This window comes from Herbaspirillum sp. RTI4 (genome assembly GCF_034313965.1).
Lineage (GTDB): Bacteria > Pseudomonadota > Gammaproteobacteria > Burkholderiales > Burkholderiaceae_D > Herbaspirillum.
The window spans coordinates 3,426,938-3,451,357 of sequence record NZ_JAVIWQ010000002.1 but is presented as its reverse complement, the minus strand read 5'-3'; the positions used below and the strand labels follow the sequence as shown (position 1 = coordinate 3,451,357).

28 protein-coding genes, 1 tRNA gene and 1 pseudogene are annotated in these 24,420 nt (G+C 54.0%); 23 read left to right on the top strand and 7 right to left on the bottom strand.

Annotation, left to right across the window (positions count from 1 at the left end):
• The first annotated feature begins 192 nt into the window (after positions 1–192).
• On the top strand, positions 193–867 hold the full coding sequence (locus RGU70_RS15405; protein WP_322210270.1) for a hypothetical protein: 675 nt from the start codon (positions 193–195) through the stop codon (positions 865–867).
• A 177-nt stretch (positions 868–1,044) separates the two neighbouring features.
• Here RGU70_RS15405 and RGU70_RS15400 read toward each other — a convergent pair whose 3' ends face one another.
• Positions 1,045–1,821: an IclR family transcriptional regulator gene (locus RGU70_RS15400; protein ID WP_322210269.1), complete on the bottom strand. Its 777-nt coding sequence runs from the start codon at positions 1,819–1,821 to the stop codon at positions 1,045–1,047.
• A gap of 297 nt (positions 1,822–2,118) precedes the next feature.
• Here RGU70_RS15400 and RGU70_RS15395 point away from each other — a divergent pair, with 297 nt between their 5' ends.
• Positions 2,119–3,138 (top strand): sulfate ABC transporter substrate-binding protein, encoded by a 1,020-nt coding sequence (locus RGU70_RS15395; protein ID WP_322210268.1) that lies wholly within the window; start codon positions 2,119–2,121, stop codon positions 3,136–3,138.
• On the opposite strand, the gene RGU70_RS15390 is transcribed toward RGU70_RS15395, so the two are convergent.
• Positions 3,125–3,259, bottom strand: coding sequence for a hypothetical protein (locus tag RGU70_RS15390; RefSeq protein WP_322210267.1), 135 nt, complete (start codon positions 3,257–3,259; stop codon positions 3,125–3,127). The genes RGU70_RS15395 and RGU70_RS15390 overlap by 14 nt on opposite strands.
• On the opposite strand from RGU70_RS15390, the gene ssuE reads away from it, so the two are divergent.
• From ssuE to RGU70_RS15315, 15 genes are all read left to right on the top strand, one after another.
• Positions 3,258–3,848 carry an NADPH-dependent FMN reductase gene (gene ssuE, locus RGU70_RS15385; protein ID WP_322210266.1) on the top strand — a complete coding sequence of 197 codons (591 nt, stop codon included), beginning with the start codon at positions 3,258–3,260 and terminating at the stop codon, positions 3,846–3,848. The genes RGU70_RS15390 and ssuE overlap by 2 nt on opposite strands.
• 80 nt (positions 3,849–3,928) lie before the next feature.
• A complete protein-coding gene (locus RGU70_RS15380; protein ID WP_322210265.1) occupies positions 3,929–4,903 on the top strand; it encodes a sulfonate ABC transporter substrate-binding protein in 975 nt (324 codons plus the stop codon).
• Positions 4,904–4,958: 55 nt separating this feature from the next.
• Complete coding sequence (gene ssuD, locus RGU70_RS15375; protein WP_322210264.1) at positions 4,959–6,119, top strand: FMNH2-dependent alkanesulfonate monooxygenase; 1,161 nt, start codon at positions 4,959–4,961, stop codon at positions 6,117–6,119.
• Between the two features lie 7 nt (positions 6,120–6,126).
• Positions 6,127–6,996 carry an aliphatic sulfonate ABC transporter permease SsuC gene (gene ssuC, locus RGU70_RS15370; protein WP_322210263.1) on the top strand — a complete coding sequence of 290 codons (870 nt, stop codon included), beginning with the start codon at positions 6,127–6,129 and terminating at the stop codon, positions 6,994–6,996.
• 10 nt (positions 6,997–7,006) lie between these two features.
• A complete protein-coding gene (locus RGU70_RS15365; protein ID WP_322210262.1) occupies positions 7,007–7,849 on the top strand; it encodes an ATP-binding cassette domain-containing protein in 843 nt (280 codons plus the stop codon).
• Between the two features lie 143 nt (positions 7,850–7,992).
• Positions 7,993–8,208, top strand: a complete 216-nt coding sequence (locus RGU70_RS15360) for a TOBE domain-containing protein (RefSeq protein WP_322210261.1) — start codon at positions 7,993–7,995, stop codon at positions 8,206–8,208.
• Positions 8,209–8,216: 8 nt separating this feature from the next.
• Entirely contained in the window at positions 8,217–9,050 is an 834-nt protein-coding gene (locus tag RGU70_RS15355; protein WP_322210260.1) for an EAL domain-containing protein, read from the top strand.
• A gap of 45 nt (positions 9,051–9,095) precedes the next feature.
• Positions 9,096–9,647 carry an alpha/beta hydrolase gene (locus RGU70_RS15350; RefSeq protein ID WP_322210259.1) on the top strand — a complete coding sequence of 184 codons (552 nt, stop codon included), beginning with the start codon at positions 9,096–9,098 and terminating at the stop codon, positions 9,645–9,647.
• A 166-nt stretch (positions 9,648–9,813) separates the two neighbouring features.
• The gene (locus RGU70_RS15345) at positions 9,814–10,272 is read left to right on the top strand and encodes a DUF2778 domain-containing protein (RefSeq protein WP_322210258.1); all 459 of its coding nucleotides are present in this window, start codon (positions 9,814–9,816) and stop codon (positions 10,270–10,272) included.
• Positions 10,273–10,733: 461 nt separating this feature from the next.
• Entirely contained in the window at positions 10,734–11,192 is a 459-nt protein-coding gene (locus RGU70_RS15340) for a DUF2778 domain-containing protein (RefSeq protein WP_322210257.1), read from the top strand.
• On the top strand, positions 11,189–11,458 hold the full coding sequence (locus tag RGU70_RS15335; RefSeq protein ID WP_322210256.1) for a hypothetical protein: 270 nt from the start codon (positions 11,189–11,191) through the stop codon (positions 11,456–11,458). The genes RGU70_RS15340 and RGU70_RS15335 overlap by 4 nt, the downstream gene beginning before the upstream one ends.
• 224 nt (positions 11,459–11,682) lie before the next feature.
• Complete coding sequence (cysT, locus tag RGU70_RS15330) at positions 11,683–12,546, top strand: sulfate ABC transporter permease subunit CysT (RefSeq protein ID WP_322210255.1); 864 nt, start codon at positions 11,683–11,685, stop codon at positions 12,544–12,546.
• 1 nt (position 12,547) lies between these two features.
• Positions 12,548–13,453, top strand: a complete 906-nt coding sequence (gene cysW / locus RGU70_RS15325; protein WP_322210254.1) for a sulfate ABC transporter permease subunit CysW — start codon at positions 12,548–12,550, stop codon at positions 13,451–13,453.
• Positions 13,450–14,574 (top strand): sulfate ABC transporter ATP-binding protein, encoded by a 1,125-nt coding sequence (locus RGU70_RS15320; protein WP_322210253.1) that lies wholly within the window; start codon positions 13,450–13,452, stop codon positions 14,572–14,574. Before cysW ends, RGU70_RS15320 begins: the two co-directional genes overlap by 4 nt.
• Positions 14,571–15,506, top strand: a complete 936-nt coding sequence (locus tag RGU70_RS15315) for a CysB family HTH-type transcriptional regulator (RefSeq protein WP_322210252.1) — start codon at positions 14,571–14,573, stop codon at positions 15,504–15,506. The genes RGU70_RS15320 and RGU70_RS15315 overlap by 4 nt, the downstream gene beginning before the upstream one ends.
• Before the next feature lie 27 nt (positions 15,507–15,533).
• Here RGU70_RS15315 and RGU70_RS15310 read toward each other — a convergent pair whose 3' ends face one another.
• The 4 genes from RGU70_RS15310 to RGU70_RS15295 form a co-directional block, all read right to left on the bottom strand.
• Positions 15,534–16,595 carry a quinone-dependent dihydroorotate dehydrogenase gene (locus tag RGU70_RS15310; RefSeq protein ID WP_322210251.1) on the bottom strand — a complete coding sequence of 354 codons (1,062 nt, stop codon included), beginning with the start codon at positions 16,593–16,595 and terminating at the stop codon, positions 15,534–15,536.
• A 148-nt stretch (positions 16,596–16,743) separates the two neighbouring features.
• Entirely contained in the window at positions 16,744–17,508 is a 765-nt protein-coding gene (locus tag RGU70_RS15305; RefSeq protein WP_322210250.1) for an arginyltransferase, read from the bottom strand.
• Between the two features lie 55 nt (positions 17,509–17,563).
• Positions 17,564–18,298: a leucyl/phenylalanyl-tRNA--protein transferase gene (gene aat / locus RGU70_RS15300; protein WP_322210249.1), complete on the bottom strand. Its 735-nt coding sequence runs from the start codon at positions 18,296–18,298 to the stop codon at positions 17,564–17,566.
• Between the two features lie 46 nt (positions 18,299–18,344).
• Positions 18,345–18,920, bottom strand: coding sequence for an NUDIX hydrolase (locus RGU70_RS15295; protein WP_322210248.1), 576 nt, complete (start codon positions 18,918–18,920; stop codon positions 18,345–18,347).
• A 176-nt stretch (positions 18,921–19,096) separates the two neighbouring features.
• Between RGU70_RS15295 and RGU70_RS15290 the strand changes: the two genes are divergently transcribed.
• The 5 genes and pseudogenes from RGU70_RS15290 (at position 19,097) to RGU70_RS15270 (ending at position 22,925) form a co-directional block, all read left to right on the top strand.
• Positions 19,097–19,173 (top strand) — tRNA-Met (locus tag RGU70_RS15290).
• Positions 19,174–19,463: 290 nt separating this feature from the next.
• Positions 19,464–20,519 (top strand): stealth family protein, encoded by a 1,056-nt coding sequence (locus tag RGU70_RS15285; protein ID WP_322210247.1) that lies wholly within the window; start codon positions 19,464–19,466, stop codon positions 20,517–20,519.
• Positions 20,520–20,655: 136 nt separating this feature from the next.
• Positions 20,656–21,065: pseudogene (locus tag RGU70_RS15280) on the top strand (NIPSNAP family protein).
• 643 nt (positions 21,066–21,708) lie between these two features.
• Positions 21,709–22,653, top strand: a complete 945-nt coding sequence (locus RGU70_RS15275; protein WP_322210246.1) for an ornithine cyclodeaminase family protein — start codon at positions 21,709–21,711, stop codon at positions 22,651–22,653.
• Positions 22,654–22,793: 140 nt separating this feature from the next.
• Positions 22,794–22,925, top strand: a complete 132-nt coding sequence (locus tag RGU70_RS15270; RefSeq protein WP_322210245.1) for a hypothetical protein — start codon at positions 22,794–22,796, stop codon at positions 22,923–22,925.
• Positions 22,926–23,100: 175 nt separating this feature from the next.
• Here the strand turns inward: RGU70_RS15270 and RGU70_RS15265 are convergent, their stop codons facing one another.
• Entirely contained in the window at positions 23,101–23,688 is a 588-nt protein-coding gene (locus tag RGU70_RS15265; protein ID WP_322210244.1) for a hypothetical protein, read from the bottom strand.
• A 235-nt stretch (positions 23,689–23,923) separates the two neighbouring features.
• Between RGU70_RS15265 and iscR the strand changes: the two genes are divergently transcribed.
• Positions 23,924–24,409 (top strand): Fe-S cluster assembly transcriptional regulator IscR, encoded by a 486-nt coding sequence (gene iscR / locus RGU70_RS15260; RefSeq protein WP_322210243.1) that lies wholly within the window; start codon positions 23,924–23,926, stop codon positions 24,407–24,409.
• Positions 24,410–24,420 lie beyond the last annotated feature (11 nt).

The following is a 24,420-nucleotide window of genomic DNA, read 5'->3' as shown; positions in this document are numbered from 1 at the left end:
TTTACGTCTGATGAAAAGCAGGGCGTATCAATTGCTCCCGAAATTGACGGTTGTTCCTGTCCATCGGCGAACGCAGCTCGTCGGAGCGGTGTCCCCGCACAGGGGGATCGGTCGATTTGTGAAAGTAGAAACTATTGTGTTTAAGTAGAGTAAAAATTCTAAATAACTGTAAAACAATATTGACAATCGAACATGCCATTAAATATCAAGCCAGGCTTAAAAATTCCGCTTTTTCATGCAAGCCCGGCTAAAACGAGTACTTTTCCCCTTCGCCAAAGGGAGCGTCTGACTAAAACATCGCCGATATTCCGGCAAGCCTTGCGGATGTCAAAAAACAGTACCGAAAAATCTCCCCTGATCAGTTCACGCGGGACGCAAGCGCAGGTCTCCAGCTTGGGCACAAGAAGGCTGAGTGTTTTTTTCAGAGGCGTATTGACGCGCTGTCTCAGACTTGAAAAGACGTGGCCAGAGCGATCAAAAACAGAGGGATTCAAGCATGGCAATACTGGTTTCCATGCGCAGGGCGTTCAACGGCATCAACTCAGAAGAGTGCTTGGCAATGCCGCCATACCAGGAGAGCGCAAGCAGGCGGCAGAAGAGCCTGAGCTACCTTCACTCACTCCACCTTCTTCAGATCAGGCAAGTCATTCAGGGCGGCCGCGCGAAATCAATACGCAAGGCTGGGGATTAAGGGAATGGAAAGCGTTTTACCACGCAACCCTCAATGACAGCATACGATTGTCAGCGCTCGAAGATCGCGTTGGTTTTGAATCCGGTGACAATGCCATCGGCCCAGTGGGCACACCTCCGCTCAGGCTCAACAGACCGGATGGTCCTGCTGTGTGGCGTCGCAGGGTACATGAATAGGCCTCAAGGGCAGATTCATGCATTGCTGATGCAGAGGTATCGGGAACTGAGCAGGAACTGAGCATCAACGGAGCCGCTCTAGCGGCTGTGTGCACCACCAACGCATGGCAAGCTCAGCCCTCGTCGGTCTGGACTGCGTACGGCACTGCCTCGGACCCGCCCAGAGCAAGCAAGCCGTCAGGCGTCCGCTTGTGCGATATAACCCAGAGCGGCGGAGATTTTCTGCGCGGTACTCATCAGATCCTCCACCCAATCGTCCTGCAAGCGATCAGCCGGGGCGGAAATAGACAGTCCCGCCACCAGCTTGCCGCTATCGTCACGAATGGCGGCCGCCATGCAGCGCACGCCCAATTCCAGCTCTTCGTTATCCCGGGCGTAACCGAGCGCTCGTACCAGGCTTAATTCCCGCTCCAGCTTGGGCAGGTCGGTAATCGAATTCTTGTTGTGTCCCGCCAGACCGGTGCGGGTAGCGTAGGCACGCACTGCCTGTGGTTCATCGATGGACAGGAACAGTTTGCCGGTCGACGTCAGATGCAAAGGAGCGCGGCCGCCGATGGCGCGGACTACCTGCATGCCGGAGCGTTCCGAAAACGAGCGGTCGATATAGATAATTTCATCGCTTTGTCGCACTGACAAATTAATGGTCTGGTGAGTTTTTCGATGCAGGGCGCGCATCAGGTCGAGGGCAGCGTCGCGCACGCTCAAGCGGCTTTTGACCACGTTGCCTAACTCCAGCAGACGCATGCCAAGCCTGTAGGTACCCGGCTCCACCCGATCAACGAAACGCTTGACCACAAGATCGTTGAGTATCCGGTGCGCAGTCGAGGGGTGCAGCTTGGTGACTGCCGATAATTCTTTCAGACTGACCGGATCCGGATAATTTTCCAGTGCGTCAAGCAATGACACCATGCGCTCGATTACCTGGATGGAAATGCTGCTGTCGCCTTCTTTCATGTCCGTTTTCAATGTGGCATTCGAATGCAATGCGGAGATTCTTTATACCACAATGTGAAAACGGGAACCGAAAATGACTAGACGGACAGTTCCGGCAAGTTACCGGTAAGGGGGAAATCCCTGAGAGAAATCAGAGGCTTATGCAAGATTGCGCATGAAGGCAGCGTTCTATATTCATTCTCACGATGCTTGCTTATTTGTTTTTCGCATATCAAGAGAAGAAACTATTCGTTTTGTTTTTTGTTGCAGATATTTAACCTGTGCATTCCAGAACACGCAAATGCACAGGGGAAACAAATGGTATTGAAGAAGCTATTGCAGTCACTGATCGCCGTCACGCTGTTGTCGCCGGTAGTGCAAGCGGCACATGCCGCCGATATTACCTTGTTGAACGTTTCCTACGACCCGACCCGCGAACTCTACCAAGAGTACAACAAGGCCTTCGCCACGTATTGGAAAGCAAAGACCGGTGACAACGTCAGCATCAAGAATTCGCATGGCGGCTCGGGAAAACAAGCCCGCTCGGTCATCGATGGCATTGACGCCGATGTAGTCACACTGGCGCTGGCCTACGATATTGACGCCATCGCCGAAAAAGCCAAAGTCTTGTCGCCGGAATGGCAAAAACGCTTGCCGAACAACAGCTCGCCTTACACCTCCACTTATATTTTCCTGGTGCGCAAAGGCAATCCCAAAGGCTTGAAGGACTGGAGCGATCTGATCAAACCGGGCGTATCGGTGATCACGGCCAATCCTAAAACATCGGGCGGCGCACGTTGGGGCTATCTGGCAGCATGGGGCTATGCACTGAAGAAAAACAACGGCGATCAGAACAAAGCCAAGGCCTACGTGGCAGAACTGTTCAAGCATGTTCCTATCCTTGATTCCGGCGCACGGGGCGCAACGGTCACCTTCGCTCAACGCGATCAGGGCGATGTCTTGCTGGCCTGGGAAAATGAGGCCTACCTGGCATCGAAAGAATTCGGCGCCGACAAATTCGATATCGTTTATCCGCCCATCAGCATCCTGGCAGAGCCGCCAGTCGCCGTCGTCGACAAAGTAGTTGACCGACGCGGTACCCGCAAGGTCGCCGAGGCTTATCTCGAGTACTTGTATTCGCCAGAAGGCCAGGAGATCGCCGCACGCAATTACTATCGTCCGGTGGATGCCAAAGTGGCCGCGAAATACGCGAAAAATTTCCCAGCGATCAAATTATTCACGGTCAATGACACCTTCGGCGGTTGGACCAAGGCGCAAAAGGATCACTTCTCTGACGGCGGCAGTTTCGATCAGATTTACGCGCCTACTTCCAAATAAATTCACCGATAGGTGCGCCAAGAAGTGCGCCAACAAGTGCGCGAACCAATGCACGAATTAATGCACGAACAGGCGCACCACCAAAAGTGTCAACAAAAGCACCAACAGAAAAACTGAACATGAGCATACTTTTATTAGCGGGCAGCCCGTCCAGTCCGTCCCGTTCCACGCGACTGCTTAATTTTGTCGGTGAAAAACTGACGCAACGCGGCCACAAAATCATCAAGCTGGAAGTGCGTGATTTACCGGGAAATGCCCTGTTACGCGCCGATTTCAATGACCCCGAGGTGAAAGCCGCACTCGCGCTGGTAGCCGGTGCCAGTGCCGTCGTCGTGGCAACGCCGGTCTACAAAGCGGCCTACAGCGGCGCACTGAAAACCTTCCTCGATCTGCTGCCGCAATTCGGACTGGCCGGCAAGCTGGTGCTGCCTCTGGCCACGGGCGGCAGCCAGTCACACATGCTGGCGCTGGACTACGCATTGCGGCCGGTGTTGTCCTCGCTGGCGGCAAGGCACGTTTTACCCAGTATCTACGCCACCGAAGCGCAAGTGGCATGGACCGATGCCGACGGACTCTGGCTGGAAGAAAACATTCTGGCGCGGGTGCAAGAAGGGGTCGAGCAATTGTCAGACAGCCTGCAAACCTTGCATCGGGCCGCCCACAGCGAATTTCTGGATGTCCAGTTCGCGCAAATTCAGTACAGCACCTGATTCGCCGCAGCCTGGCATTGATTCCCGCGCTCAGATAGCGACAAAGTTATCGACAAAGCTAACGACAAGGATTTTGGAAAATGAAAAACAAGCAATTCAAGCGATCCCCTAAACGCCGTACGCTGTCTTTACTGGCCGGTATTGCTGTGGCCGTGATCGCGAACGCACTGCCAGCAACCGCGCAGGCAGAAACCAAAGTCTTGCGCATCGGTTACCAAAAAGCTGCCAGCACACTGGTCTTGTTAAAAGCGCATGGCACGCTGGAAAAACGCTTGCAGGCGCAAGGCGTCGAGGTCAAATGGGCGGAGTTCACCGCTGGTCCGCAATTGCTGGAAGCGCTGAATGTGGGCTCTATCGATTTCGGCTATGTCGGTGAAGCGCCGCCGGTGTTTGCGCAGGCAGCCGGTGCCGATTTCGTCTACACCGCCTATGAAATTCCGACGCCCGAAGCAGAAGGTTTGCTGGTGCCAAAAAACTCACCGATCAAATCGGTGGCCGAACTCAAAGGCAAGAAGATTGCCTTCAACAAAGGCTCGGATGTGCATTGGTTAGTGGTCGCCTTGCTAAAAAAAGCCGGCCTGACTTATAGCGATATCCAACCGGTCTATCTAGCACCTGCCGATGCTCGTGCTGCTTTTGAGCGTGGCGCTATCGACGCCTGGGCGATCTGGGACCCGTTCCAGGCCGCAGCCGAAAAACAAATCGGCGCACGACGTTTGGCCTCCGGCACTGGCGTAGTCAGCCATCACCAGTTTTTCCTCAGTGCGCGTCCATTCGCTGAAAAAAATCAAGCAGTGCTGACGGCTTTGCTCGATGAAATCAGTAAAGAAGGACAGTGGATTCGCGGCCATATCAAAGACGCCGCCGCCCAGCTTGCGCCGATTCAGGGCCTGGACGCCGACATTATCGAAGTCGGCCTGAAACGCTACGCCCACATTTTCCGTCCTATCGACGATGGCGTACTGGACGAACAACAGCGCATCGCGGACAGCTTTTTTGAATTGAAACTGATCCCTAAAAAACTCAATGTTAAAGAGGCAGTGCTGCACCGCTAAAGCGAAACGCATTGCCCTGTTTTGACAATCCACATAGTGACCTATCGGAGTTCGCATGAATGTTTTCTGGTTTATTCCCACCCACGGCGATAGCCGCTATCTCGGCACCACAGAGGGCGGCCGCGCCGTCAGCTACGATTACATGAAACAGGTCGCCGTGGCGGCCGATACCCTTGGTTACGATGGCGTGTTGTTGCCTACCGGCCGTTCTTGCGAGGATGCCTGGGTAACTGCTTCCAGCCTGCTCGGGGCAACCAAAGATTTGAAATTTCTGGTCGCCGTCCGTCCCGGCCTGACTGCGCCTAGTCTGGCGGCGCGCATGGCCGCCACTTTCGACCGGCTGTCCGGCGGGCGTTTGCTGGTCAACGTCGTCACCGGCGGCGATCCTATCGAACAAGAAGGTGACGGCATCTTCGGTACCCATGCCGAGCGTTATGAAGTCAGCGATGAGTTCCTGCACATCTGGCGCGACTTGCTGACCAAAACGCATACCGGCGGCACCGTCGATTTCGACGGCAAGCATTTGCAAGTCAAGGGCGCGACCGTGCTGTACCCACCGATTCAGGAGCCGTATCCACCGCTGTATTTCGGCGGCTCTTCCGACCCTGCACTGGAACTGGCAGCCGAGCAGGTCGATGTCTATCTGACCTGGGGCGAACCACCGGCCGCCGTTGCCGCCAAAATCGCCGACATGCGCGAACGCGCTGCGCGCCACGGCCGTACGCTGCGTTTCGGCATACGCCTGCATGTGATCGTGCGGGAAACCAATGACGCGGCATGGCGTGCCGCAGAAGAATTAATCAGCAAGCTCGACGATGAAACCATCGCCAAAGCGCAAGCCAAATTCGCCACTATGGATTCCGAAGGACAGCGTCGCATGACCGCACTGCATGGCGGTCGTCGCGACAAGCTGGAAGTCAGTCCTAACCTGTGGGCCGGTGTCGGACTGGTGCGCGGCGGGGCAGGCACAGCGCTGGTCGGCGATCCGCAAACGGTCGCTGACCGCATGCAGGAATATGCCGATCTGGGAATTGAAACCTTCATCCTGTCCGGCTATCCGCATCTGGAAGAAGCGTATCGCTTTGCCGAACTGGTGTTCCCTCTGTTGCCGCGGCCGCAACGCGCCAGCTTGCCGGGATTCAGTTTGTCCGGCCCGTTCGGTGAAGTGGTTGCCAACACCTTCGTGCCTGCTGCGCGACAGACAGCGGCAAGCTGAGGATGCAATGAGTACGCTCTCTTCTCCCGGACTATTTTCCGCCTTGTCGGGGCGGTTCATCCGTGCCATCAGGACGTCGCGCAAGGAGGGCAGTCTGCTTGCCGAAAGTGCGGCCTGGCGTATCGGTCGGCAGCAAGTGCTGTCGTGGGTGCTACCGGTCACGCTGATTGCAGCCTGGCAATTGGCCGCGCAACAAGGCTGGTTATCCAGCCGCATTCTGCCGGAACCATTGGCAGTGCTGCGTGCCGCATGGACGCTCTCTGCCTCCGGCGAATTGTGGCTGCATCTGGGTGTCAGCAGCATGCGCGCATTGTCCGGGCTGGTGGTCGGCGGAGGGCTTGGTTTATTACTGGGTCTGCTGACCGGGACTTTCCGTCATGCAGAAACCTTGCTCGACACAAGCTTGCAAATGGTACGCAATATCCCGCCGCTGGCGCTGATCCCGCTGGTCATCCTGTGGTTCGGTATTGATGAATCGTCGAAATTATTTTTGGTGTCGATCGGTGTGTTCTTTCCGATTTACCTCAATACCTTTCATGGCATCCGTTCCGTCGATAAGGGGCTGATTGAAATGGCCAAAAGTTACGGCTTGTCCGGCTGGCCTCTCTATCGCGATGTCATTCTGCCCGGCGCTTTGCCTTCGATTCTGGTCGGTTTGCGTTTTTCTCTGGGCCTGATGTGGGTTTTACTGATCGTCGCAGAAACGATTTCTGCACAGTCCGGTATCGGTTACATGACCATGAATGCGCGTGAATTTTTACAAACGGATGTCGTGCTGGTCGGCATCCTGCTCTATGCCCTGCTGGGAAAAATCGCCGATACATTGGCGCGCGGGCTGGAAAAATACTGGTTGCGCTGGCATCCGGGCTATCGTTAAAAGGACGGCCATGCAAACCATATCGATAGAAAATAATTCAGTGGAACAAACCGAACAAGCAGTGCGCGGTGTGCCTATTCGTATCGCTGCACTATCCAAAAAATATGGCGGACGCCATGTTCTGGAGGACGTAGCGCTCCAGGTCGAGGCAGGTGAATTTGTCGCCATCGTCGGCCGCAGCGGTTGCGGTAAAAGCACCCTGTTGCGGCTGATTGCGCAACTGGAAAAATCCGATGGCGGGAGTATCGGTTTTTCTGACGCAGACCTTACTCCGGTGGCACCGGAAATCCGCATCATGTTTCAGGATTCGCGGCTGCTGCCTTGGAAACGCGTCCTCGACAATGTCGCTCTGGGACTGCCAAAGACTGCGCGATCACGCGCCGCCGCCGTTTTGCGGCAGGTTGGTCTGGAAGAGCGCAGTGGTGAATGGCCGGCGGTGTTGTCTGGCGGCCAGCGGCAGCGGGTAGCACTGGCACGGGCGCTGGTGCACGATCCGCAACTCTTGTTGCTGGACGAACCGCTGGGCGCGCTGGATGCCTTGACCCGTATCGACATGCAGCAACTGATTGAATCTTTGTGGCTGGAGCAGGGCTTCAGTGCAGTGCTGGTCACACATGATGTGCAGGAAGCTATTGTGCTGGCCGACCGCGTGATTCTGATTGAGGATGGTCGGATTGCACTGAACCGTCGCATCGATTTGCCACGGCCACGACAACGCGGCGATGTCCGTTTTGCGCGGCTGGAAGCGGAAATTCTGGCGCGTGTTTTGAAGCAGCCAGTGCAGGCGCTAGATTCGGAACTGGGCGATGTGTCGTTCCAGCGCAGCGTCAGCCAGGTGCAGTGGGCGATTTAACGCAGGCTCACGACAGCGAGAAAGGGTTGGTCAGAATAGCCGTTTTTAAAATGCCGTTTTTATAGTTTCATTTTCAGGTTTCATTAGTTTCAAACGTAGTGCTCTCGTCACCTTCATTTATCGTTATTTAAGAGGAATACATCATGACTATCCAAGCCATCAACGTCCGTAATCAATTCAAAGGCAAAATCAAGGCCATCATCGAAGGCTCCGTTGTCTCTGAAGTCGATGTGGAAACACCGGCCGGTATCGTGACTTCGGTCATTACGACGCGCTCGGTCAAAGATCTGGGTCTGGTCATCGGCACCGAAGTGGTGGCGTTGGTGAAGGCGACCGAAGTTTCGATCGCCAAACTGTAAGGAACTCCATGCCATTTCCTTTTTTGGAAAAATACCTGGACCGTCTGAACGCCCAACAGCGTCCTGACGCCAGGGTGTGGCTGGATGCCGAAGGGAAGGCGCAAGGCAAGTATTTCAGCACGACCCTGACTTCGGCATTCCAGGCAGTACGTACTCCCGGTGGCGTGATGACCGGTTATGAAGGATTTGCCCGCAGCTATGCGGAAAACGATAGCGGCCTGTCGCTGTGGAAATTGCTGGACCACGCCGCAAGCGATGCCGAATCGATAGAACTGGACCGGCTGTGCCGGATTCTCCACACCATCAATTTTTATCGACAGCCGGCGGCAACGGGACTGAACTTGCATCTGAATGTGCATTCCCGTTTGCTGGCGGCGGTTGACAGTAATCACGGCATTGCCTTCCGGCGCATTTTAAGTTTGCTGGACTTGCCGCACGAAAAAATCATCTTGCAATTACCTGGCAGCACCTCGCAGCAGCAACCGCGTGGCTGGCTGCTCAACTATGTGTTGGACAATTACCGCGGCAACGGATTTCAGGTTGCCATCGGCGCGCGCGATGTGAGCGAAGCGACGAGCTTGCTGGACCATGTGCGCCCCGATCTGATTAAGATCGATGGCCGTCAGTTGAACGACGAAGCGGGGCTTGACGCCTTGCTGCGCAAGGCATCTCAGCAGAGCGTGGGCATTGCCTTCAAGCGTGTCGAAGATGACAAAGTGGCGCGTCTGATAGAAGGGCTGGCGGCACAGCATGCAGTACGTGTGCAGGTGCAGGGTTATCTGTGGGATAAACCCGCACCTGTTTTGGATGGATTTGCACCGGATGCCGTGGCTGCGGCCTGAACTGGCACCGGAGTTTTCAGCGTTTAATTCCACGGCGACCCGACCATGGCCCTGACTCTTGCCGATTTCCGAGTGTTGATTGTGCCGGGCTTGCATGACAGCGGTCCGGAGCACTGGCAAACCCGCTGGCAGCAGCTGCATCCTGCATTTATACGGGTGGAGCAAGAGCAATGGGATGCGCCGCGTCTGGACATCTGGTCGGCGCGTCTGCAACACGCACTGGCGCAATCTGCGCAGCCTACCTTGCTGGTGGCGCATAGCTTTGGATGTCTCACGACGGTACACGCGGCGCGGCGCAGTCGCGCCCATCTGGAGGGAGCCTTGCTGGTTGCCCCGGCCGATCCCGACAAATTCGGCGTGGCGGATCAGGTAGGGGTGGCGCTGAATGCGCCCTCCATCGTCGTCGGCAGCACGGACGATCCGTGGATGTCCGCGTCGCGCGCCCGCTACTGGGCAGGGCAGTGGGGCAGTCGTTTTATCAATGCCGGCGCGTTGGGGCATATCAACGCCGATTCGGGATTGGGCGATTGGGAAGAAGGACAGGATTTATTGGCAGAACTGGTGAAAAACATTGCCGATACCGGTATTTTCTTATAAGTCAGAAATAGACGGATTATCTTCTTAATCCAATTGAGGACGCTCGTTCTCACATGCAAAAATACCCTCCGAATTAAAAAGAACGACTGATGCTTCCTATGGAAGTGTCGGATGGATTTTTAATTTATTTAATTTTAAAAATAAATTTTTAAATGGGGAGTGGTCAATGATTGAGTGTTCTTTTGAATTGAATAATAAGCCGATGAGTGTTTTTAAATGCGGCCCTTATAGCGTTCCTGCATTTTCAGGTTATGAAAGTCATGCTAATAAAAAATTTTATTCATGCGTACCTGACCTGCGGCCAATTCCTCCTGGACGCTACCATATTATTGATCGAGAGTCGGGTGGTTTTCTCGGGCCTATTCGTGATTATTACTCAAGCCGAGATGGGTGGTTTTCGCTATACGCAATTGACGATAATGTTGATGATGAAATGTATTGTGAGCGAGTTAAAAGAGGAAATTTCCGGCTTCATCCGCAAGGTAGTATTGGTTCTAGTAAAGGATGCATTACGTTAAAAAGTGCTTGTGATTTTAAGCTCGTTCGCGCTCTGCTTAAATCAACGGAGAAAAAAATAATCACAGGTAAAAATTTATATTCATATGGAATGGTGTTAGTAAAATGACTCGTAAAAATATAATTTTATCTTTTATTTTATGGATATTTGTTTTAACATTTTTACTAACACACTTATGGGCTAATAATCCAGATTTAATCCCTAGGGCTCCTCAGGTATTTGGACTTTTTCTCAGTAATTTATTCGATGCACATGATGCGGATTCTTTCGATACAGTTGAAGTTTGTTATATGCTTTTCGTTACATGTGTCATTTCATCGGCAATGACATTTTTCGGATATAAAATTTGGAAAACATTTAAGTTTAAGTTCTGACTTTCTTCGCACTATGCGTTTGGCGACGTCTCAAAAACACCGATAATCCGTCCGCAGGCCTGAGCGCTCAGGCTTGCATCTGCACTCTCCCTGCCACTATTTTTCCTCATCCTCCTCCGCTCTTTATGCGTATTCCGTGGATGGATTTTTAATTTATTTAATTTTAAAAATTAATTTTTAAATGGAGAGTTATCAATGATTGAGTGTTCTTTTGAATTGAATAATAAGCCGATGAGTGTTTTTAAATGCGGGGGGAAATCTTTTCCTGCCTTTTCTGGATTGCAGGCTTACGCCAATCGGCGTGCTTTCGCGTGTGTTACTGATGTAGGGCCAATTCCACCTGGGGCTTATTACATAATAGATCGACAGTCTGGTGGTATTTTAGGGCCTCTGCGTGACATGGTATCGGGTCAAAAAGACTGGTTTTCTTTATATGGAATTGATAATAATATCGACGATGAAGTTTATTGCAATCAGGTTGCGAGAGGTAATTTTAGATTGCATCCAAAAGGAGTTTATGGAATAAGTAAAGGATGCATTACGATTGAGGCTATTGATGATTTTCAAGTAATTAAAAATATTTTAAAAAAATCTATGCAAATAGAAATACCTGGAAAGCATATATTGGCATACGGAAAGGTATCGGTTCGATGAACAAGAATTTCTTTATTTTCAGCATAATTATTTGGCTTATTTTTTCTACCTTATCATTGTCGTATTTATGGCTACATCATCCCGATGCGATTCCTCGCCCCCCTGAAAAAGTGGCCCTATTTTTGACAGATTTTTTTGATGCCAAAGATGCAGATTCTATCGGTGTTCTGGAAGTGTATTCCGTATTTTTGGTTACATCCCTCGTTTCATCGGTAATGACATTTTTCGGATATAAAATTTGGAAAAAATTTAAGTTTAAGTTCTGACTTTCTTCGCACTATGCGTTTGGCGACGTCTCAAAAACACCAATAATCCGTCCGCAGGCCTGAGCGCTCAGGCTTGCATCTGCACTCTCCCTGCCACTATTTTTCCTCATCCTCCTCCGCTCTTTATGCGTATTCCGTATATAGACATGCAAAAAAATTATTTTCGTTTATAACAAGTGAGTGCGATTATTGGCAATCGATAGTCATATTTGTAATAAGGTGCCATGATTGCTTCGCCCACACAGCCTCTCCTGCCCGTCAAACGCGTCTCGGTGCTGCCCGGTTTTCGGCTGACTCTCGGGTTTACCTTGTTCTATCTGGCGCTGATCGTCTTGCTGCCTTTGTCTGCGATTTTCCTCAAGACATTTACCATGACCTGGGGGGCGTTTATTGATGCGGTGACATCGCCGCGCGTCATGTCTTCGTACCGGCTCACGTTTGGCATGTCGCTGCTGGCGGCGGCGCTCAATGTGGTGTTTGGCGGCATCGTGGCGTGGGTGCTGGTGCGTTACCGCTTTCCCGGCAAGCGCATCATCGATGCGCTGGTCGATCTGCCGTTTGCATTGCCGACCGCCGTGGCCGGGATTGCCCTGACTACTTTGTATGCACCCAACGGCTGGCTCGGTCGCTGGCTGGTGCCGCTCGGCATTAAGGTGGCGTTCACTCCGCTGGGGATATTAGTCGCGCTGACTTTCATTGGTTTGCCCTTTGTGGTGCGAACCGTGCAGCCGGTACTGCAGGAGGCGGAGCGCGAACTGGAAGAAGCTGCCGCCAGTCTGGGCGCTGGTCGTGCGCAAGTGTTTTTGCGCGTGATTTTCCCTTCGATTGCGCCAGCGCTGCTGACCGGTTTTGCGTTGGCTTTTGCGCGTGCCACCGGCGAGTACGGCTCGGTGATTTTCATTGCCGGCAATATGCCGATGATTTCTGAAATTACGCCGCTGTTCATCGTGACCAAACTGGAACAATACGATTATGCCGGCGCCACTGCCATTGCTGTCGTGATGCTGCTGGTGTCGTTTGCCTTGTTGCTGACTATTAATTTATTGCAAGCCTGGACCCGTAAGCGCGGCCAGTCGTCGAAAGCTTAAGATGCCCGCTGCTACTTCATCCAGTACCGCCCGCACAGTCACTACTGTGCCGGTTCGCACCCCCGATGCCACGCTGGAGCCCTTGCTGGTCAGATGGCTGTTGATTGGCGTCACTCTGGTATTTCTTACCTTGTTTTTATTCGTGCCGCTGATCGCGGTGTTTGTTGAGGCGCTGCAAAAAGGGGCGGATGTGTATCTGGCGGCCATCGTCGAGCCCGATGCCTGGGAAGCCATCAAGCTGACCCTGCTCACGGCGGCGATTGCGGTGCCACTCAATCTGGTGTTCGGCGTGGCGGCATCGTGGAGCATTGCCAAGTTTGAATTCCGCGGCAAGCAAGTGTTGCTGACGCTGATCGATTTGCCATTCTCTATTTCGCCTATCATCTCCGGCCTGATCTATGTGCTGATCTTCGGCGCGCAGGGTTGGTTCGGCGGCTGGTTGCGCGAGCACGATATTCGCATTTTGTTTGCCGTGCCAGGCATCGTGCTGGCAACGGTGTTCGTCACCTTTCCGTTTGTGGCACGCGAATTGATTCCACTGATGCAGTCGCAGGGACAGGAAGAAGAAGAAGCGGCGCTGGTACTGGGAGCTTCCGGCTGGAAGACATTCTGGTATGTCACTTTGCCCAACATCAAATGGGGCCTGTTGTATGGCGTGATCCTGTGTAATGCGCGGGCCATGGGCGAGTTTGGCGCGGTATCGGTAGTATCAGGACATATTCGCGGCGAAACCAATACGATTCCCTTGCAGGTCGAAATTCTTTACAACGAATATAACTTTGTGGGCGCGTTTGCGGTGGCCTCTCTGCTGGCATTTCTGGCACTGGTCACTCTGGCACTCAAATCATGGATCGAATGGCGTTTGCGCAACGAAGGCAAGCCGCACTTACAGGAGCGCAGTACATGAGCATTCAGGTCAATCATATCCAAAAGCGGTTCGGTGATTTCGTCGCGTTAAATGACGTGTCGCTGGATTTTCCTACAGGCGAACTGACGGCCTTGCTCGGCCCTTCCGGTTGCGGCAAGACGACCTTGCTGCGGATTATTGCCGGATTGGAATCGGCTGATGCGGGACAGGTTTTGCTGGAGGGAGAAGATGCTTCAGCGCGCCACGTGCGCGAACGGCAGGTCGGTTTCGTATTCCAGCATTATGCTTTGTTCAAGCACATGACGGTGTTTGAAAACATTGCCTTCGGTTTGCGCGTCAAGCCGCGCAGCCAGCGTCCGTCGGAATCGGTGATCCGCGACAAGGTCACGCGTTTGCTGGAACTGGTGCAACTGGATTGGCTGGCCGATCGTTATCCACCGCAATTATCCGGTGGTCAGCGGCAGCGGATTGCACTGGCGCGGGCGCTGGCGGTGGAGCCGCGGGTCTTGTTGCTCGATGAGCCCTTCGGTGCGCTGGACGCCAAGGTGCGCAAGGAATTGCGTCGCTGGTTGCGTCGCTTGCACGATGAATTGCACGTCACCAGTATCTTCGTCACGCACGATCAGGAAGAGGCGCTGGAAGTGGCTGATCGCATCGTGTTGATGAACAAGGGGCAGGTGGAGCAGGTCGGTTCACCGGCCGAGGTGTACAACCATCCGGTTTCTCCTTTCGTGTACGGATTTTTGGGGAACGTCAATTTGTTCCACGGCCGTGTGCATGAAGGTGTGCTGGATGCCGGCGGCGTGGCGTTTCAGGCACCGGAATATGCAGAAACGCAGGATGCGTCCGGCGTGGCGTATGTGCGGCCGCATGATCTGGAGATTGATCGCTATACGGCCGGAGCGAAAGGTATTGTGGCGCGTTTGCGTCGCTCGCACTCTATCGGGCCATTGGCGCAACTGGAGCTGGAACGCGACGATAACGCCGAGTTCATCGAAGCGACTATTTCCAGCGAACGCTTTGCGCAACTCAATTTGCATGAAGGTGAAACGCTGGTATTGCGACCGCGCCGTTTGCAGGTGTTTATTGATCCGAGCCGTGAGCCGAACATTGATCCAAACCTTCAGCCAAACCTTGAGCCGAACCGGAGTGCTCCATGAATTTCCAGCAGCTACGGTCTATCCGCGAAGCGGCGCGCTGCGGTTTTAATCTGACCGAAGTGGCGAATGTCTTGTTCACTTCTCAGCCCGGTGTGAGTCGTCAGATTCGTGAACTGGAAGAGGAATTGGGCGTCGATATTTTTGAACGCAACGGCAAGCGTCTGACCGGTTTGACCGAGCCGGGCAAGGGCATTTTGCATATCGTTGAGCGGCTGTTGCTGGAGTCGGAAAACCTGCGTCAGGCGAGCCGCGAATATGCCGGCGAACAAAGCGGCACTTTGTCGGTGGCGACGACCCATACGCAGGCGCGCTATGTATTGCCGCAAGTGGTGCAAAGTTTTCGCGCCGCGTTTCCCGAAGTGCGCATCGCCTTGCAGCAAAGCGCGCCGGAGCATATCGCCGAATGGGTGATGTCGGGCAAGGCCGATGTGGGTATCGCTACCGAAGGACTGAGTCAGTTCCGCGATCTGGTTTCCTTCCCTTGCTACACCTGGAGTCATGTAGTGGTGGTGCCGCAAGGGCATCCCTTGTTGTCACTGAAAGCGCCGCTGAGCTTGCAGGATTTGGCGCGCTATCCGCTCATTACGTACGACGTCGGGTTTACCGGACGTGGCCATATCGATGCCGCGTTCAAGGCGGCCGGTATCACCACCGATATCGTGCTGACCGCAATGGATTCGGATGTGATTCAGCAATATGTGGCGCTGGGTCTGGGCGTGGGGATTGTGGCGTCGATGGCGATTGAGCAGGGCAAGCATCACGGCTTGCATGCGGTCGAGGCAGCGCATTTGTTTGCGCCGAACATCACTCGGCTGGCTGTGCGACGCGGCGCTTATTTGCGCGCCTATACCTACGATTTCATCTTGCGTTTTGCGCCGGAACTGACGCGGGCCGATATCGTTAATGCGCTCAATGACGGAGTGGGTCATTAAGCGTTGCCCGGTCTGTCGTATGTCGTTTTAGGCGCGTAATGTGCGCGGCTGGCGTAGCGCCTTTGCACATTCCCCTACCAGCGCCGGACCGCGATAGATCAGTCCGGTATAGACCTGCACCAGCGATGCGCCTGCATCGCGTTTGGCGCGGGCATCGTCGCCGCTGAAAATGCCGCCGACGCCGATGATAGGCAGCGCGTCACCAATTTCCGCTTTCAGACCAGCAATGACCCGGTTCGATTTTTCCTGAACTGGCGCACCGGACACGCCGCCGTTTTCTTCGGCATGCGGCAGGCCCGCAACGTCCGTGCGGCTGAGGGTGGTGTTGCTGGCGATCACGCCATCGATCTGGTTGCGCAACAGCGCGGCGGCGATATTCTTTATTTCCTCATCACCCAGATCCGGTGCGATCTTCAATACCAGCGGCACATAGCGTTTGTGCTGGTCGGATAGTCGCAGGCTGGCGGTTCTCAGTTTGGATAGCAGCAAGTCGAGTGCGGTGGTCTCTTGCAACAGGCGCAGATTTTGTGTGTTGGGCGAGGAGACATTGATCGTTACATAGCTGGCGTAGGGATAAATTTTTTCCAGGCAGTGCAGATAGTCGTCGGCGGCATTTTCGATCGGCGTAGTCATGTTCTTGCCGATATTCAAACCCAGCACGCCTTTGCGCTCCTGATAGAACTGCGACGCCTGCACGTTGCGCACGAAAGCATCGACGCCTTCGTTATTAAATCCCATACGATTAATCAGCGCCCGCGCCTCCGGCAAGCGGAACATGCGCGGCAAAGGGTTGCCTGGTTGCGGCCGTGGGGTCACGGTGCCGATTTCAAGGAAGCCGAATCCGAGTGCAGCCAGTCCATCGATATACGCGCCATCTTTGTCCAGTCCTGCAGCCAGACCGACCGGGTTGGGGAAGGTCAGTCCCATCAGTGTGCGCGGGTCGGGAGCGGGGCGGTGCAGCAGACCGGTGAGCCCGAGTTTGGCCGCGCGTTGCAACAGGGGCAGAGTCAGATGATGTGCTGCTTCCGGGTCCAGTGTAAAGAGCAGCGGACGAATGAGTGCGTAGAGCGGAGCGGAGAAAATAGGCATGGAGGTTCTGAGTGGTCGCTGGCGGGCGCGGGCTGGCGGGTGATCGAAGGGGAATGATTGTAACCGGTTGGCGTTGGTTTGCGCGGCTGTTTTAGCGTAGTGCGACCTGCTTTCCAGAGCGGGTAAGACGATAGCTCCGCTTTCAGTTTCAGACTTTCGACGCGACTGCCGACACCACTTCCGACACCACTTCCGATAGACCCCATTGCCCGCCGCGCAGCGCTTCCAGCGGTTGAAAATTCATCTTGTAACGCATTTTTTTGCTTTCCTTGATCCAGTAGCCGAGGTAGATATACGGCATCTCCAGTTGCCGCGCCTGTTCGATTTGCCAGAGCACGTTATAGGTGCCGTAAGAGGCTTGCGCTTCGTCGGGATCGTAGAAGGTGTAGACCGAGGACAAGCCGTCGTTGAGCAGGTCGATGATGCTGACCATGCGCAAGATGCCATCGGTGTCGCGGAATTCGACCAGGCGGGAGTTGACTTTGCTTTGCAGCAAGAATTGCGCGTATTGCTCGCGGCTGTCCTGATCCATGCCGCCGCCGGCGTGGCGTGCCGTTTGATAGCGCACATACAGTGCGTAATGGTCTTCCGCGTAAGCCAGGGGGCTGACTACGGCTTGCAGGGACTGGCATTTTAACCATGCCCGTCGCTGGCTGCGGTTGGGGGTGAATTCTGCGACGCGGATGCGTACCGGCGTGCAGGCATGGCAGTCGTCGCAATAGGGGCGGTAGGTGAAAATGCCGCTGCGGCGAAAACCGGTCTTGACCAGTTCGGAGTAGATGTCGGCATTGATCAGGTGCGAGGGTGTGGCGACCTGGGAGCGCGCTTGCAGACCATCGAGGTAGCTGCAGGAATAGGGGGCAGTGGCGTAAAACTGCAGTGTGGAAAAGGGTAATTCTTTCAGATGCGTCATAGGAACTCCTGCATACACGAGGACATGGGGCCTAATTTACACCAGAACCGGGAAACTACGTTGATGCGCGGAAGGGGGGTAGCGGTTTCCAGTCGACGATTTGCGGTTCCCGTACCGCTTGTTGCAGGTGTGCGAGGAAGGCGTTGCGGCTGATGGGGGCAGCGCCCAGCGATGCCAGATGTGGTGTTTCTTGCTGGCAGTCGATCATGCCCACGCCGTGGGCGCGCAGGAACGTGACCAGATACGTCAAGGCGACTTTGGAGGCATCGCTTACTCGCGCGAACATCGATTCGCCGTAAAACATCTTGCCGATAGAGACGCCATAGGCACCGCCGACCAGTTCGCCATCGAGCCAGACTTCGGACGAGTGTGCGTAACCGGCGCGATGCAAACCGCAATAGCCGTCGATGATGTCGTCGGAAATCCAGGTGCCGGCTTCGCCATCACGCGGTTCGGCGCAGGCCAGCATGACTTCTCTGAATGCCGAGTCGAAGCGGATTTGCCAGCGACCGCCGCTCTCGTGGCTGTGCTGCACTTTGCGTACTGTTTTTTTCAGGCTGTGGGAAACGAGGAAATGCTCTGTATACAGCACCATGCGCGGATCGGTGCTCCACCAGAGTATCGGCTGGCCTTCCGAGAACCAGGGGAAGATGCCGCGCTGGTAGGCCTGTATCAAGCGCTGCGGCGAAAGGTCTGCACCGGCGGCGAGTAATCCGGCGGGGCCTTGTTCCTCAGTCAATGCTTCGCCCGCGTCGGGGAAGGGGGTGTCGGCCTCCAGCCAGGGAATCATGGGGCGATGCGCGGGTTCGATACCAGCGTGGATGAGTGCATCGTTTTTAGTCTGGCCGCATCATGGGATGACGGATGTCTTCACTATGCAGCAGGAATTCACCGCCTTCGCGGGCGATTCTGGCGTGATCGGTAAAAAATGCGCGCAATGTGTATTCGACGGTGGGGAAGGCGATGTCCGACCAGGGGATGTCTTGTTCGCTAAACATGGCGACTTCCAGGCTTTCTTCTCCTGCCTCATATTCGAGGTCGAGCAGGGTGGCGCGGTAAAACAGATGCACCTGATGCACGTGCGGGACGTTGACGATAGAAAAGAGCGTGTGCAGATCGATATGTGCGCCGGATTCTTCTTCTGTCTCGCGCTGCGCTGCCTCTGAGGTGGTTTCACTGTTTTCCATGAAGCCTGCTGGCAGGGTCCAGAATCCGCGGCGCGGTTCTATCGCGCGTCGGCACAGGAGTACGCGCAGGTCGTCGCCGTGTTCCCAGACCGGGATTGATCCTACGACGAGCTTTGGATTCTGATAATGAATCGCGCCGCAATTCTCGCAAACGTAGCGCGGCCGGTTGTCGCCAGGAGGAGTAAGCCGCGAAACGGGATGCGCACAGTCGGAACAAAATTTCATAGAGGCGATAACGGCGTAGTGGGGAGTGGAGAAAAAGATCTTGCGCGTGGCGTGGTTCCTGAGTGAGCAATGGCTCGGAATCGCTAGGTAAGAGTGTATCACTCCGACGTATTCTTACTTTGTTCGAAGATAGTTTGCATTGTTTCTAGAATTGCTTTATACTTTCATTCTTCAGACGCGGGGTGGAGCAGTCTGGCAGCTCGTCGGGCTCATAACCCGAAGGTCACAGGTTCAAATCCTGTCCCCGCAACCAAATAAGTGAAAACCGTTACAAGCTCAGGCTTGCAACGGTTTTTTGCTATTCGGGCGCGATTTTTCTTCGGTCCGGTGAGCCGGACTTAGGTATGTATTAGTTAGGTTAGTTAGGTCGGCGCATTCACCGAAGCGCAAGTTGTTCCGATGGCGGGGAAGGTGCCGTGTGTAGTACTGCTCAAGAAGTACCAGCAGAAAAAGTACAGAAGAAAAAATCACCACCATGTGGGCTTGATAGCGTGGCACTCAGCTTGACTTGCCCCAATCAACAGTAGAAATCAAAGTGAATCTATGATGGATGCAAAAGAAAATTCCGAAGCAATCGATATCGTTTACCTGTGGGTAGATGGATCAGATCCGGTGTGGGGCAAAAAACGCGAGCAAGCCTATTCAAAGTGGATACAAGAACATGCCGATGAACTGGCCATCTATGGAAACGGGGCAGGTCGGTATCGAGACAATGGCGAGCTGCTGTTTAATTTGCGCGCATTAGAGAAATTTTTCCCCGATCATGGTCATGTCTATATAGTCAGTGACGGACAAACGCCAACCTGGTTGCGCTCTTCCGACCGGCTTACCGTGATCGATCATCGCGATCTGATTCCGGCGACGTCGATGCCGGTATTCGATTCCGGGCATATTGAGTCCTACCTCCATCACATTCCCGGACTGTCCGAGCGCTTTATCTATTTAAACGACGATGTTTTTTTCGGCGCAAAAGTCGATACGGCATGGTGGTTCGGAGAGCGCCTGAGGGTGTTCGCCGAGGCGACGCCCATTGCTGATTACGATGAGTTGCAGCCCGACGAGACCGCCCTGGTCAACGCTTCCATCCTCTCGAAAAACTGGATGGCAAGCCGTTACCCGAACTATATCCACGACCCACGTCTTTATTCGCACGGCCCACGGCCCATGCTCAAGAGTGCGATGTTTGAGCTGGAAAAAATAGCGCCGGAATTATTTCAGCAAGTACGTTCAACGGTATTTCGTTCTTGGCGGGCGCCAGCCGTGATCCCCGATCTTGTACCACGCTGGATGGTACACGTCGGCTATGCACATCAAAAAACACTGGACCCCTTGCACATCAGCACGAGCGATCTGAGCGCGAAGCAACAGTTTGATTCTTTGTTTTCCATGTTCGGGAAATTGCCATTCTTCTGCATTAATGACACCTGCGACGAGGCATCCGATGATGATTTTCGTTTGTTGCGCATTGCTGAAACCTTGAAAAAATTGTTGCCGGAACCTTCCTCATTTGAGCTGCGGTTTGAACCTGATGAAGGGTTCGACGTTCATCTGATTTACCCTGACGAACTGGCGGCAGTACCAAACAGAACCCGGGTTTAAAAACCGTCTGGCTGCAAATGGGGCTGGTGGCGAGTACTTCCCTGCGGCGTTTCTGGTCTGGATATATGATGGCCCTCAGCGTAACCGCAGCCGGGCATCGGTATCTCCGCAATAGAAATGCGTGTTTTGTCGCACGATGGCGTTACGGTTGCTGCTGCTGAGTTGTCGGATACTTTTACTGCTCATTGACAAGATGAGCGCTACCCCATCAAGGAATTCCATGATCCATGAACTTAGAATTTACCATTGCGCGCCGGGCCGTTTGCCTGCGCTGAACCGTCGCTTTGAAGAAACCACGCTCAAAATGTGGACTAAATACGGTATCCGGCCGCTGGGTTTCTGGACTGCGCTGGTAGGACCGAGCAATCAGACGCTCACCTATATGCTGCAATGGGACAGTCTGGCCGAACGTGAAAAAAATGGAACGCCTTTTCTACTGATGCGGATTGGGTCAAGGCCAGAAGTGCGAGTGAGGCAGACGGAGTGATTGTTGAGCGCATCGAAAATCAATTGCTGGTTCCCACCTCCTACTCCCCCCTTTGCTAGGGAACCACTGATTAAGCTACTGCGCGGCGCAATCTCAGGGCTGCGATGCTCGTCGTACTCAAGTACGACTGCGCTTCTTACCCTGACCTTGCGCCGCTCGCTACGCTTACTCAGTGGTTCCGGGACCTTGAGATGCGCCGCTACTGCACGTCGCAATCTCAGGGCTGCGATGCTCGTCGTACTCAAGTACGACTGCGCTTCTTGCCCTGACCTTGCGCCGCTCGCTACGCTTACTCAGTGGTTCCGGGACCTTGAGATGCGCCGCTACTGCACGTCGCAATCTCAGGGCGGCGATGTTCGGCGTACTCAAGTACGACTGCGCTTCTTGCCCTGACCTTGGGCCGCTCGCTACGCTTACTCAGCGGCTCCAGTGCGGTGGGTGCTTAGCTGAGGTGCTGATTAATATCAGGGCTGCGAACCTTTTCCTGCGCAAGTAGGGTTGCGCTTCTTACCCTGAGCTTGCGTCGCTCGCTACGCTTACTCAGAGGTTCCTGTGCGGTGGGTGCTTAGCTGGGGTGCGGATCGACGAAGTTTCAAGATGTAGTTCGTGTGTGCTGTTCCATTCATCGACATAGTAAAAATTCTCGCCGCGAACGTACAGCTTCGTGCATTTTTCACTACGCATTGACCAGGAGTATTCGTCATGTTCCAGCCTGAGAGTTTGCGCATCAAAGAACTTTTGCCTTTTAATCTTCTGGTGCCCGGGCTGCGCGAGGCCTTTATTACTGGCGCGCATGTTCCCTTGCGGCATACCCACCATATTGAAGTGGCCGGCGGGGTGGGAACTTCGCTGCTGATGCCTGCATGGACTGACGAAGGGTTCTACGGTGTCAAGATCGTCAATATTTTTCCGGCTAATCGTAATGAAGGACTGCCCGGACTGCATTCGACTTACGTGCTGTATAGCGCTCGCACTGGCGAGCCGCTGGCGATTCTGGATGGGGATGAGATTACCTCGCGTCGGACTGCTGCTGCCGCAGCACTCGGCGCTTCCTTTCTCGCGAGAAAAGATGCCTCCCGTCTTCTGATTGCCGGGGCGGGTCGCGTTGGTAGTCTGATTGCCCCTGCCATGGCGGCAGTGCGGGAAATCAGACAGGTCGATATCTGGGATATTAATCCCGAAGCCGCGCAGCGCTGCGTGCGCACATTACTCGATCAAGGCTTTCAGGCAAAGGTAGTTGATGATCTGGCCTCTGCGGTGCGCAGCGCAGACATTGTCAGTTGCGCGACCTTGGCCGAGGAACCCTTCGTGCAGGCCTCATGGCTTTCTCCCGGAAGTCATCTCGACCTGATCGGCAGCTTCACACCGCAGATGACGGAGGCCGAACCGGCCTGCTTCACCGGCGCTTCTTTATGGATAGACACGATGGAGGCGGTCGGCAAATCGGGTGATTTGCTCAATGCATTTAAGTCCGGTGCATTCAATGCCAGCGATGTGGCAGGGACGCTGGAAGCCTTGTGCCGGGGCCAGTGTCGAGTGCGTGAAAGTGATGAGCAACGAACGATCTTCAAAGCGGTGGGTACGGCTCTTGAGGATCTTGCCGCAGCAACTTTGATCTATCGACGGCTTGTGGCGGAGGCCGAATAAAAAATCGGATACTGACCCTACAGGACTGAACTGGCGCATCAGGGTAGTCAAACAGTTTTGATTACAAATGAAACATTGCAGCATCACTGCGCTGTTGGTATTGCAGGCAAACTGAGCTTTTATTCCTTTCGGGAAATGCCATGAAAAAGCTGATTAAACTGCTGCTGCTTGCCGTCGTTGCCTGTAGCATGCTATCGGCCTGCATTATTGTGCCGGGCGAATATTCGCACCATCGCAGGGGTTCTGGCGGTTACGATTACTATGGCCGCTAGGACGTGTTTTTCCTCCGCGCCGCATTGCACTGCAAATTGCTAGCGCAACGCTGTTAGCAAAATTGTGCAAGACGATCTGTGTTCAAAATAAGCAGTTCCCAATAAAAAACGCCGGCCGATAAAATAATCGGACCGGCGTTTTTGCATCACTGCGCGTGACAACTGCGCGTCATATTTATTTTTTAGGACGGCCTGCTTTCAACGGCAGCAACTTGCCATGCAGTTCTTTTAATTTCGCAACGTCCAGGCCCTTGATCAGCTGGATGCCGATACGTAACAAATCGCTTTTCTTGATTTCAAAGCCGGCTTTAAGAGAAACGCGCTTGACGTCGGCAATGACTGCATATTCCGATTCAGGCATGGTGAAACTGTCACGGATTTGCTTGATTTTCTTGATCTTGACTTCCGCTACAGCAACTGGCTTGGCTGCTTTTGCAGGCTTTGCCGCTTTGACAGGACTAACCGGCTTAACCGCCGCAGCAGCTTTGACTGGTTTTGCTTTTGGCGCTGGCTTAGGCAGATTTTTTTCTGGCTTGGCGACAGGCTTGATTTCAGTCTTTACTTTAGGCGCAACCGTGACTTTTTTGAGTGGCGCAGCTTTGACTTTGGCTGCGGCGGCTGCCGGCTTGGCGGGTGCCTTGGCGACGCTGGCAGTTTTCACTACGCGTGGTGCGCGTGCTGGTGCGGCCGGTTTGATGGCCACCGGTGCTGCTGTCGGCACTGGTGCTGCTGCAGCAACATTTGTTGGTTTTTGAGTGGTCATGAAATATCCTTTTTAAATTGTATAAATAATATAAATCAATAAAACGTATTTACGCAAGTATTAATTGCAGTGTTGTTCGGGGCGGATTGTCCTATTTTGCGCTGCCTGATCGCCCCTTTTTCCCGGCAGTTCCCGAAAAAGGGGAGTACCTGACGGAATTACTCAAGTTTGTTATACTTCTCAAAAGAATTCGATAAATCAGGTTTTCGAAATAATTTTGTCTGGAGTTAAGTACATGCGTCTGACCACTAAAGGCCGTTTTGCAGTCACTGCAATGATTGATCTGGCGCTGCGCCAGGGCAAAGGCCCGGTCACGCTTTCTGCCATCAGCGAACGCCAGGAGATTTCGCTGTCTTATCTGGAACAGTTGTTCGGCAAGTTGCGCCGGCATGAAATTGTGGAGTCAGTACGCGGCCCGGGTGGTGGTTACAACCTGGCGCGGCGTGCGGAAGACGTCACTGTGGCGGATATCATCATCGCAGTCGATGAACCGCTGGACGCCACGCAATGTGGCGGCAAGGAAAATTGCCACGGTGCGGACCATCCCGCTGGCGCCGGCCGCTGTATGACCCATGAGTTGTGGTCAACGCTGAATGAAAAAATGGTTGAATATCTGGATTCTGTCTCGCTGAAAGATTTGGTCGATCGGCAGCAGAAGCAAACTGAAACAAGCCCGAATGTGGTCGTCATGCACCGCAGTACGACATTCGTGGCGCTCTGAAGGAGTTTTAA